The sequence below is a fragment of the Chitinophaga horti genome (assembly GCF_022867795.2).
Lineage (GTDB): Bacteria > Bacteroidota > Bacteroidia > Chitinophagales > Chitinophagaceae > Chitinophaga > Chitinophaga horti.
This window is the reverse complement of the sequence record NZ_CP107006.1, coordinates 41630-52865: the sequence shown is the minus strand read 5'-3', so window position 1 is coordinate 52865 and position 11236 is coordinate 41630. Positions and strand designations below refer to the sequence as shown.

General features: G+C 51.3%; 10 protein-coding genes. 5 read left to right on the top strand and 5 right to left on the bottom strand.

The window, feature by feature from the left end; genetic code table 11:
- Positions 1–153 precede the first annotated feature (153 nt).
- The 4 genes from rsmI to MKQ68_RS00215 all read right to left on the bottom strand — a co-directional run bounded on the left by rsmI (position 154) and on the right by MKQ68_RS00215 (position 3317).
- Positions 154–825, bottom strand: a complete 672-nt coding sequence (rsmI, locus tag MKQ68_RS00230) for a 16S rRNA (cytidine(1402)-2'-O)-methyltransferase (protein WP_264281590.1) — start codon at positions 823–825, stop codon at positions 154–156.
- A gap of 81 nt (positions 826–906) precedes the next feature.
- Positions 907–1149 carry a phosphoribosylformylglycinamidine synthase subunit PurS gene (gene purS / locus MKQ68_RS00225; protein ID WP_264281589.1) on the bottom strand — a complete coding sequence of 81 codons (243 nt, stop codon included), beginning with the start codon at positions 1147–1149 and terminating at the stop codon, positions 907–909.
- Between the two features lie 51 nt (positions 1150–1200).
- On the bottom strand, positions 1201–1968 hold the full coding sequence (locus tag MKQ68_RS00220) for a CDP-alcohol phosphatidyltransferase family protein (protein WP_264281588.1): 768 nt from the start codon (positions 1966–1968) through the stop codon (positions 1201–1203).
- Positions 1969–2024: 56 nt separating this feature from the next.
- The gene (locus MKQ68_RS00215) at positions 2025–3317 is read right to left on the bottom strand and encodes an aminopeptidase P family protein (RefSeq protein WP_264281587.1); all 1293 of its coding nucleotides are present in this window, start codon (positions 3315–3317) and stop codon (positions 2025–2027) included.
- A 284-nt stretch (positions 3318–3601) separates the two neighbouring features.
- Here MKQ68_RS00215 and pckA point away from each other — a divergent pair, with 284 nt between their 5' ends.
- From pckA to MKQ68_RS00195, 4 genes are all read left to right on the top strand, one after another.
- Positions 3602–5209, top strand: coding sequence for a phosphoenolpyruvate carboxykinase (ATP) (gene pckA, locus MKQ68_RS00210; RefSeq protein WP_264281586.1), 1608 nt, complete (start codon positions 3602–3604; stop codon positions 5207–5209).
- 90 nt (positions 5210–5299) lie between these two features.
- On the top strand, positions 5300–6187 hold the full coding sequence (locus MKQ68_RS00205; RefSeq protein ID WP_264281585.1) for a bifunctional 5,10-methylenetetrahydrofolate dehydrogenase/5,10-methenyltetrahydrofolate cyclohydrolase: 888 nt from the start codon (positions 5300–5302) through the stop codon (positions 6185–6187).
- Positions 6188–6293: 106 nt separating this feature from the next.
- Positions 6294–6875 carry a 7-carboxy-7-deazaguanine synthase QueE gene (locus tag MKQ68_RS00200; protein ID WP_264281584.1) on the top strand — a complete coding sequence of 194 codons (582 nt, stop codon included), beginning with the start codon at positions 6294–6296 and terminating at the stop codon, positions 6873–6875.
- A gap of 279 nt (positions 6876–7154) precedes the next feature.
- Positions 7155–9047: an OmpA family protein gene (locus MKQ68_RS00195; RefSeq protein WP_264281583.1), complete on the top strand. Its 1893-nt coding sequence runs from the start codon at positions 7155–7157 to the stop codon at positions 9045–9047.
- Between the two features lie 135 nt (positions 9048–9182).
- Here MKQ68_RS00195 and MKQ68_RS00190 read toward each other — a convergent pair whose 3' ends face one another.
- Complete coding sequence (locus MKQ68_RS00190; protein WP_264281582.1) at positions 9183–10019, bottom strand: 5'-nucleotidase, lipoprotein e(P4) family; 837 nt, start codon at positions 10017–10019, stop codon at positions 9183–9185.
- Between the two features lie 70 nt (positions 10020–10089).
- On the opposite strand from MKQ68_RS00190, the gene dprA reads away from it, so the two are divergent.
- Positions 10090–11190, top strand: coding sequence for a DNA-processing protein DprA (gene dprA, locus MKQ68_RS00185; protein WP_264281581.1), 1101 nt, complete (start codon positions 10090–10092; stop codon positions 11188–11190).
- The last annotated feature ends 46 nt before the right edge of the window (positions 11191–11236 follow it).

Here is an 11236-nt window from a genome sequence, read left to right as displayed (position 1 = left end):
GTGCCGTAAGGCCGGCAACCAGGAACTACCGGTGCGGAGACTAAACACGAAGGTTGCTTTCCTGCGGTCGATGACGGCCAGGAGCAGGCTGCCGCACAAGGGAGTGACACAACGGCGGCTGGGTAAAGTTACGGAGATGGCTACATGAAAAAATTACTGAACACCGGCTACGATGATAACGATTTCGCCTTTAACACCCTTCTCTTTGTAGTAGTCGTGTACCTCCTGCAGGGAGCCGTGTTTGTTTTCTTCGAACATCTTGGTGAGTTCGCGGCTTACGCAGCATTGCCGGTCTGCACCGAAATACTGTATGAAGTCGGCCAGGGTTTTAACCAGGCGCATGGGCGATTCATAGAACACCATCGTGCGATCGTCGGTAGCGAGTTGCGTAAACAGGGTGTGGCGGCCCTTTTTGAGGGGAGGAAAGCCTTCGAACGTAAAGCGGTTCATGGGGATGCCGCTATTCACCAGCGCGGGAACAAAAGCGGTGGCACCGGGCAGGCACTCGACGGGCACATTGCCGCGGATGCATTCGCGTACCAGTAAAAAACCGGGGTCGGATACACCGGGCGTACCGGCATCGGTGAGCAGGGCCATTGTTTTACCGCTTTGCAGCTGCGAAACGAGGTGCTGCAGCACTTTGTGTTCGTTGTGCTGGTGATACGGCGTAATGGGCTTATCGATGCCATAGTGGCGCAACAACACGGCCGAGGTGCGGGTATCCTCTGCCAGCACAAGATGCGCTTCTTCCAACACCTTTACGGCGCGGTAAGTCATATCCGCGAGATTGCCGATGGGCGAAGGAACGATGAAGAGCTTTGACATGTGCGGGCGTTTATAATGCCGATCCCGCGGAAGCATGAACGACTGAACGCCGGCATGTTCCGCGGGACCGCAATAAATTATTTATTGAATGGTGATCTCGAAGTATTCCATTACCTGGTTGGCCAACAGTTTCTGGCAGGCAGTTTCGGCAATTTTAGCTGCGTCTTCTTTGCTGGCTGCATCGATCTGCAGGGTGATGTGTTTACCAATCCTTACGTCCTGCACCTGGATACCCAGGTTTTTCAGTCCGCCCAACACGGTTTTGCCCTGTGGGTCCAGTAATTCTTTCAGCGGCATCACATTGATATGTGCAGTAAATGTCATCTTTCTTAAAATTTTGACGCAAACCTACGTGATTTTCTTAAAAATAGGAAGTTAATGTGTGGTCGCTTTAGGCGGTTTTACCAGCGAAAGCAGTACATACGCCACGAACACAAAGGGAACGGCAGCGAAGCCCAGCAAGAGAATAGCACCAATCGTTAGCGCGATCAGCAAAAACCGGGGCCAGTTATCCTGCACGCTGAAATTTTTAAACTTCAGGCTGATCATCGGGATAGAGGAGACCATCAGGTAACATAAAACCACGATGATGGCGTATAACAGCCATACATTACCGAAATAATGCGCCAGGTTAAATGGATTGTACAGCACGATGAGCGGAAAAGAAGCCACCAGCAAACCTACTGCGGGAGTAGGCACGCCAATGAAATGTTCTGACTGGCGGGTATCGAGATTAAACTTTGCGAGCCGGTATGCGGCGAAACACGGTACCAGCAAAGCCGGGGCGAGGTTTACGTAAGACACGTCGAACACATCGGGGGTTTGCATGTAGGCGCTGCGCAGCAGGCGGAACAGGATCATACCGGGTACTACGCCGAAGCTGACTACGTCGGCCAGACTGTCCAGCTCTTTGCCCATGGGGCTTTGCACCTTCAGGAGACGGGCCACCATGCCATCGAAAAAGTCGAATATACCGGCGAGCACGACCATGCCGGAAGCCCAGTAGATCGGGGCCGGGTTCACCACCGTGTAATCCACCCCATCGAAGGTAGCAATGTACTCCGGTGCATGGAGGATAAAAATAATGGCGAGGGCGCCACAAAAAAGATTGGCCAGGGTAAGGATATTAGGTACTTGTTTCATCTGTGTTGGAGATATAAAAAGATGCGCGTTGCCGTAACAACGCGCATCCGTAGAAATTATTTTTTCATGAGTGCCTCGATCTCATCGGCTTTGATCGGGATATTTTTCATCAGGTCGATATTACCGTTATCGGTTACCCAGATGTTGTTTTCGATGCGGATGCCGAGTTGCTCCTCCTCGATATAGATGCCCGGTTCCACCGTAAGTACCGATCCGGCGGGCAGCGGCTGGTACATGGAAGGGCCGAGGTCGTGCACATCCACACCCAGGTGGTGCGAAATACCATGATAGAGATACTTGCGGTAGGCGCGGTTCTCGGGGTCTTCGTTCTTCACGTCTGCTTCGGTAATCAGTCCCAGTTTAATGAACTGTTTGCTGGCTTCATCGCCTACGGCTTCGTGGTACTCGCCGATCCTGATGCCTGGTTTGAGATACGCTTTGCAGAAGTCGTGCAGGTGCAGACAAGCGTCGTACACCTCGCGCTGGCGGGGCGTAAACTTGCCGTTTACGGGAACGGAGCGGGTAAGGTCGGCATTGTAACCGCCATAGGCCGCGCCGAAGTCCATGAGGATCACTTCCCCGTCTTTACACTCCTGGTTATTACTCACATAGTGTAGCGTACGAGCGCGATCGCCGCTGGCGATGATAGAGCCATAAGCCTCTCCCGTAGCGCGGTTGCGCAAAAACTCGTGCATTATTTCCGCTTCTATCTCGAACTCCCACACGCCGGGTTTGATGAAGCCGAGCAGGCGGCGGAAAGCTTTTTCTGTAGTGTCCATCGCTACCTGCATCACCCCTATTTCTTCCGGTGTTTTTACCGCACGTAGGGCTTTGAACAGCACCGCGGCGCGGAGATAGTTGTGTAGCGGATAGCGTTCGCGCATATGTTCTGCGAAGCGGTAATCGCGCACAGGCACATAGTTCGATCGGCGGTTATTTTCGTTCGTGTTGAGATAGATGTTGGTGGCTTCGTGCACCCATGGTTGCAGGAGGCCGTCGAGCGAATCGAGCCACACGATGGTGGAGATGCCCGAAATAGCCGTGGCTTCCTGGCGGCGGAGACGTTTGCCGTCCCATTTTTCTTTCAGTTCATTGGGACGTACGAGTACGAGCACCTCGCGGTACTTCGGATCGGGATGGTCCGGGTAAAGGATCACCATCGTGTCTTCCTGCGCGATACCAGTGAGCCAGTACAAGTCCGAGTTCTGTTTGAAGTGGAACAGGGCATCGCCATTAGTGGGAAGTTCGTCATTGCTATTGATGATCGCAATAGATTGCGGGACCATTTTTTCGCTGAAGCGCTGGCGATTCTTAATAAAGAGCTGTGGATCAATTGGTAAAGACTTCATATGACGATATTATCAATTATTTACTGCTTTGATGGCGATTGAGTGGCCAAACCTACAGGAAAATGGGCAACTAACAAAATAGGAATAAGCGTACGCTAAACGCCTGTAAAATCATTAGCAGAAATTCAATTTACACATAACCGCAATCGATATTCGTTGAACATTTTCCAAAATTAACCTCCAATAAACGACGATTGGCTATTTTTACAAGGTGCAACATGTATAAAATTAGATGGTATCAAATTTTACCTAGTTTTGCGTTTACACCAAAACAATCTTTCTTTATGCAGATCAGCAGTGTGAGAGATACTCTTACGGAACTTAAGGACTTGGGCATAGAGAATCTGGCGAACATCTATTATCAACTTTCACCAGAGGAACTGATTTCACAGACTATTGCCCGCGGACAGGGTCGCCTGACCGACACCGGGGCACTGGCAGTTACGACCGGAGAATTTACCGGCCGCTCCCCCAAAGACAAGTTTATTGTAAAAGATGCCAGCACCGCAGGGACGGTGAACTGGAACGACTTCAACCAACCATTTGAAGCAACGCATTTTGATCAGCTTTTCACTAAAATCACTGCCTATCTGAAGGATAAGCAGGTATGGGTACGCGATTGTTCCGCTTGTGCGGACCCTGCGTACCGGGTAAACGTAAGAGTGATCACAGAAACACCATGGGCCAACCTGTTTGCTTACAACATGTTCCTGCGCCCTACAGAAGATGATTTAGAGCATATGGAACCCGAGTGGACGGTGATCCAGTGCCCTGGTTTTCATGCCAATCCGGCAACCGACGGCACCCGCCAGCACAACTTCTCGATCGTGAACTTCGCGAAGAAGATGATCCTGATCGGCGGTTCGGCTTACACGGGCGAGATCAAGAAGGGCATGTTTACCGTTTTGAACTACGTATTGCCGCATGAGCACGGGGTATTCCCCATGCACTGTTCGGCCAACCAGGGCGAAGCGGGCGACACCGCCATTTTCTTCGGCCTGAGCGGTACCGGCAAAACGACACTGAGCGCCGACCCCAAACGTAAACTCATTGGCGACGATGAGCATGGCTGGAATGGCGAGGGCGTATTTAACTTCGAAGGCGGCTGTTACGCCAAAACGATCGACCTTACTGCAGAAAAGGAACCCCAGATCTACGCGGCCATCCAGGATGGTGCACTGCTGGAAAACATTGCGTTCCTGGCAGACGGGCGTCGGGTTGACTACACGAACAGCACGATCACGGAAAACACCAGGGTTTCCTACCCATTACATTATATAGATAATGCGCTGGAGCCTTCTATCGGCGGCATTCCCAGGAACATCTTTTTCCTGACCTGCGATGCTTCAGGTGTGCTGCCTCCTGTTTCCAAACTATCACCCGGCCAGGCCATGTACCAGTTTATGTCTGGCTACACCGCCAAAGTAGCGGGTACGGAAGCAGGTGTTACAGAACCTAAATCCACGTTCAGCGCATGTTTCGGGGCTCCCTTCATGCCGCTGCATCCGGCTCAGTACGCGAAAATGCTGGGCGAAAAGATGCGTGCGCACGAGGTGAACGTATGGATGATCAACACCGGCTGGACAGGCGGCGCTTATGGTACGGGCACACGTATTAAACTGGCCTTCACCCGCGCTATGATCACCGCCGCCCTTACCGGTGAACTGGACAAGGTAGCTTACCGCGAGCATGAGATTTTTGGGGTAGCCATTCCCGAGTCATGCCCCGGCGTGCCAACCGAAGTGCTGGACCCGCGTAATACATGGAGCGACAAAACCGCTTACGATAAGCAGGCGGCAGACCTGGCGGCTAAATTCATCCGCAACTTTGAAAAGTATGCGGACAAAGCCGACAAGGAAATCCTTGATGCAGCGCCACGGCCCCTGCAATAAAGAATCTGTTCATTAGCAAACCAATTTATACCACGGCGGGGCCTTAGCGACCCCGCCTTTTTTTACGGCCATTTTTTCGTAATTTTGCGCATGCAAATTTTAGACGGCAAATTAGTATCCCAGGCGACCAAAGACCTGTTAGCGAAAAAAGTAACGGAGTTAAAAGCCTTAGGAAAAAAAACACCCCACCTCGCCGCCATCCTGGTAGGTAACGATGGGGCCAGCGAAACTTACGTAGCGTCCAAGGTAAAGTCCTGCGCCGAAATAGGCTACAACTCTACCCTGCTGCGGTTCGACGCACAGATTTCCGAAAAACATCTGCTGGACAATATCCAGATGCTGAACGAAAATGCCGACATCGACGGCATCCTGGTACAGCTGCCTTTACCAAAACACATTAACGAAGAGCTGGTGATCAACACCATTGATCCGAGCAAAGACGTAGACGGCTTCCACCCTATGAACGTAGGTAAAATGGTAAGCGGTTTGCCCACCTTCATTCCCGCTACACCTTACGGCATCATGCTGATGCTGGAGCATTATAACATCGACACCAAAGGCAAACATGCCGTGGTGATCGGTCGCAGCCACATTGTAGGCACACCGATGAGCATCCTGCTGAGCCGCAACGCACAGCCAGGCAACTGTACGGTAACACTTTGTCACTCCCAGACCAAAAACCTGAAAGAACTTTGCCTGCAGGCAGATATCGTGGTAGCGGCCATCGGTCGCCCGAACTACGTTACGGCCGACATGGTAAAAGACGGTGCCATCGTGATCGACGTGGGCATCAACCGCATCGAAGACAGCAGCAAGAAAAGCGGTTTCCGGCTGGTAGGTGACGTGAAGTTCGACGAAGTAGCACCGAAATGCAGCTACATTACACCCGTACCGGGTGGCGTTGGCCTCATGACCATTGCCGCATTGCTGAAAAACACGTACAACGCGGCCATAGGCGAAAAAGAACACCTGAACTAACACCTGCCCTGTAAGGGAAAAATTTGACAAAGGCAGGCAGATACCTGACCTTTGCAGTATTATCATGCTTTTAACTGAAACACATACCACTACAAAACTCCCTGTAATGGAGTACTTCTACACCCTGCAGGGCGAAGGCTTTTACCAGGGACAGGCCGCTTATTTCATTCGCCTGGGCGGCTGTGATGTAGGTTGCCATTGGTGCGATGTGAAAGAAAGCTGGGATGCGGACAAACACCCGCAGCTGGCCATTGCAGATATTGTACAGGAAGCGGCCTCCTTTCCGGGACGAATTGCGGTGATTACAGGCGGCGAACCGCTCATGCACGATCTCGGCGCATTAACGCAGGCGCTTCATGCAGCCGGCTTTCGCACGCATATCGAAACATCCGGCTCCTCCCCTTTAAGCGGCGACCTGGACTGGATCACTTTATCTCCCAAAAAGTTTAAAGCCCCCCTGCAGGAAGCTTGCGAAAAGGCCAGTGAACTGAAGGTGGTGGTATTTAATAAATCAGACTTCGCATGGGCGGAGAAACATGCAGCAATGGTAAGCCCTGGCTGTAAGTTGTACCTCGCACCGGAGTGGAGCAAACGGGAAGAAGTAACGCCGCTGATCATCGACTATATCAAGGAACATCCGCAATGGCAGCTATCGTTGCAGATACATAAGTACATTAACGTGCCTTAAGCGTATCATCCAAAGCACTATCATCTTTTTATACACAAGCGGGGTAAACACCCCGCTTTTTCTTTTTTGACCGGCGATGAGCAGCCGGTTGTTTATGACTTATGTTATTTTCTACGCAAAAAAATGATGATCGCGCCCCAAAGATGACTCTTTAACACGACCCTGTAATCATTTTTCCAACATAAAGACGCGCCTGCCTGTAAAAGGTTACAACAACCTATCTGGAAAAAGAGCAATATCATTTGTTCATTTTCCGTTATTTGATCACCTTTACAGCATATGAAACTACGTATCCTATTCACCAGCGTATGTTTTGCGCTCCTGGGCGGATCGGCATCCGCCCAATCGGTGCACTACGAAAACGCAGGCAAAAAAGCCCAGCAATACTTCGACGATGCCATCACGGCGGCAGCGAGTTACCAATACAAACAGGCCATCTCCCTACTGGAGAGCGCCCTCAAAGCCCAACCAAAGTTCGTAGATGCATATGGTCAGCTGGGGCTTACTTACGTAGAAATGAGGCAATACCAACTGGCCATCACCACCTTTGACAAACTGAAACAATTAGATCCTGAGGCTATTCGTCCGGCCCGCATCGCCTACGCAAAGGCACTCGCAGGATTGACGCGTTACGAAGAGGCGCTGGCCGCGATGAACGAATACATGGCTACCGCGCGTACGCCCAGTCAAACTGCGATACGCCTGAAAGGCAATTACGAGTTTGCCGTGAAAGCCAAGCAAAACCCCGCTCCATTCGAGCCCCGTAACCTCGGCGACAGCATCAACTCAAAAGATCCTGAATATTTTCCTTCGTTAACGATCGATGATAAAACGTTGGTCTACACCCGTCGGGTAGAAGGCAGAAATGAAGACTTTTACGTATCTCGCCGCGATAGCCTGCAATGGGGCCGTAGCCGCGATATGGGAGAGCCGGTAAACACTGCGTTTAACGAGGGGGCGCAGAATATATCGCAGGATGGAGAGATGCTCGTATTCACCGGCTGCGACTTTCCCAACGGCCGCGGCAGCTGTGATATCTACTATTCGATAAAAACTGCAGAAGGCTGGCAACCGCCACTGAATATCGGTTTGGCGATCAATACCCGCGACTGGGAATCGCAACCTTGTTTATCACCCGACCGGCAAACGCTTTACTTCGTTCGCGCTACCAGCGATGCGGGCCAGGATATTTTCATGAGTAAACGACTGCCTAACGGCCAGTGGGAACAGGCACAACGCCTCGGCCCCAATATTAATACCCGCGCCAATGAAAGCACGCCCTTCATACATGCGGATAACCAGACCTTATACTTCTCTTCCTCTGGCCACCCCGGCTTCGGCGGACAAGACATGTTCTACTCCCGCCGCCAGGCCGACGGCAGTTGGGGGCCAGCCGTGAACCTGGGTTATCCCGTTAACACGGTCGATGAAGATGCAAGCATGGTCGTGGCGGCAGATGGTCGCACCGCGTACTTTGCCTCTGACCGTAACGACACAAGGGGAGCGTTGGATATTTACAGCTTTGAATTACCGGCTCCTGCCCGTGCCCAAAAGACCCTGTACGTTCGCGGTTTTGTATATGATGCTAAGACGGAGAAACGCCTGACCGCCGCACTGGAGCTGATCGACCTACAAACCGGTTTACATACCGCTACTGTGAACGCAGGTGCCGACGGGAAATACCTCGTGCCGCTGCCATTGGGCAAGGATTATGCGTTTAACGTGAATCGAAAAGGCTACCTGTTTTATTCAGATAACTTTTCATTACAGGCATCACAGGATGGTCAGCCGTTCGAAAAGAACATCCCTCTACAACCCCTCGAGGCGAACGCCATCGTAACGTTAAAAAATATCTTCTTTGAGACGGGTAAGTTTACCCTTCGGGAAGATTCGCATACAGAGCTGGACAGGCTTGTTACCCTGCTGAGCGACAACGCCTCAATGAAAGCAGAGATCAGCGGTCATACTGATAACGTTGGCGCGGATAAAGACAACCAGCAATTGTCAGAGAACCGGGCGAAAGAAGTAGTGAAATACCTGGTGAGCAAAGGCATTGCGGCGGACAGGCTGAGTGCGAAAGGATATGGAGAAAGTCAGCCTGTGGCGACGAACGATACGGAGGAAGGTAGAGCGCAGAATAGAAGGACGGTGTTGAAGATTATAAGTTTGTAAAGTGATGAGCTCCAGGGAACTTACAAGACGGAGAAGCGCATCAATTAAGAATTAGCAGGGTATTTGAATCTACCGGCTGAGAAACTACTGATACTTATAATAAAAAGGCTGACCTTACGCGGTCAGCCTTTTTATTTATAACTTCTTCGGCACCTTCTCCGCCGGATACCCCTTCAGCGACGCCCTATACAACGAATCTTTCTGCTGCGGCGTCAAGCCGTTATTATAATTCCGCAACGCGGACTCCCAATCGCCGTACATCGCGTTAGGCAAAACGATATAACGACTGCCAAATGCGCGTTGCAAGCTATCGACCGCAGCGCTGCGATCATCCGGTTGGCGGCGATCGAATACATCGGCAAAATCGCCCAGGTTATCACCTAGCAGCATGACGATATTATAATTTTTAGCGACGCTCTCCCGACGTGGTCCTTTAGCGGACGTTTGCTGCTGCAGGATGAGATGCGCATCATCGGCGTAAGGGAAAGTCCAGCGTTCCAGGTTGCTGAGCGTGGCTTTACGCTCCTGCTCCATACGGTTGGTGATATAAAACACCTCCACTCCTCTGGAGGCTGCATATTGCAAAAATGCCCGTGCGCCGGGGATAGAATCAGCATCGGCGCGGCTGGTCCAGGCAAACCAGGTATCTTTCGTATAGCCGTTGTAGAAACCCGACTGCATGGCCGTATAAGCACTGTTATCCAGCACTGTTTCATCTATATCCGTAACGATCGCACGCGGGAGCACGGAAGGTTCACGAAGTTCGGCATCCAGCTGAAGGCGGGCCAGGCGATATGCCTGGAAACAAAGTGCGCGGTATTCGCCGGCGCGCTGCTGCCAGAGGGCGGCCCAGGCGGCGCCGTTGTGACCAAAATTACCGGCGGCCGTTGCAGACGGTGCTACAGGCTGCGTCGTGCGACAGGCGGCCATCACCATCAATAAAATTATACAGGAATAACATCTCATCATCATACAATTAAAGTAAATAAATTTCGGAAGAAAGCCGTAAATTGAAATGAATTGTATTGTTAACCAACCGTTTATGACCGAAGAAACTCGCTACCAGCTTGCGCTGACGCTGATCCCGCAGATAGGTGACATTGTGGCCAAAGACCTCCTGGCTGACTTCGAATCTGCCTCCGCGATATTCAAAGCTAAAATAACAGACCTGGAAAGAACGAATGGCATTGGTAAGGTACGTGCCAACGCCATCAAATACTTCTCGGGCTTTGCACGTGCCACGAAGGAGATGGAATTTATGTCGCGCTACCATATTCAACCGTTGTTTATCACAGATCCACGTTACCCGCAACGATTGCGCCATTGTATAGATGCGCCCATCATGTTATACTATAAAGGCAATGCAGACCTGAATGCGTCGCGTATGGTAAACGTGATCGGCACCCGCTCTCCTTCCCCTTACGGCGCAGAGGTGTGCCGTCAGCTGGTAAAAGACCTGGCAGGCTTAAATGTTACGATTGTAAGCGGCCTCGCCTATGGCATCGACGTACTGGCGCACAAAGCCGCTATGGATCATCATACACCCACGATCGGGATACTGGCGCATGGTCTCGACCGTATGTACCCGCCCGCACATCACGCCATCGCGAAACAGATGTTGCAGCAAGGTGGTTTGTTAACAGATTTTATGAGCGGTACGCAACCCGATAAACAAAACTTCCCGCGCAGGAACAGGATCGTGGCCGGCATGTGCGATGCTACAATTGTGATAGAAAGCGGAGAGAAAGGCGGCTCGTTAATCACCGCCGATATTGCATCAAGCTACAATCGCGACGTAGCTGCTATTCCCGGGCGTATTAACGACGAACGCTCCTCCGGCTGCCTGCAGCTCATAAAGACGCACAAAGCCGCGTTGATCACCTCCGCCCAGGACCTGGTAGATTTAATGGGATGGGATAAGCAACCCGGCGCGCCTATCATCCGTCAAAAAGAAATATTTATCGATTTAAATAGCGAGGAGCAACGCGTAGTGGATCTGTTTCAACATAAAAAACAACTACATATAGATGAGATATATCGAACATGCCAGCTGCCCGGCAGCCAGTTAGCCACTACCTTGTTAAACCTGGAGATACAGGCCGTGATAAAGGCTTTGCCGGGAAATTGTTATATACTGACATGATGCGTACAAATGTATTGTTCGTTAATTCGCCAATTAATCGTACATT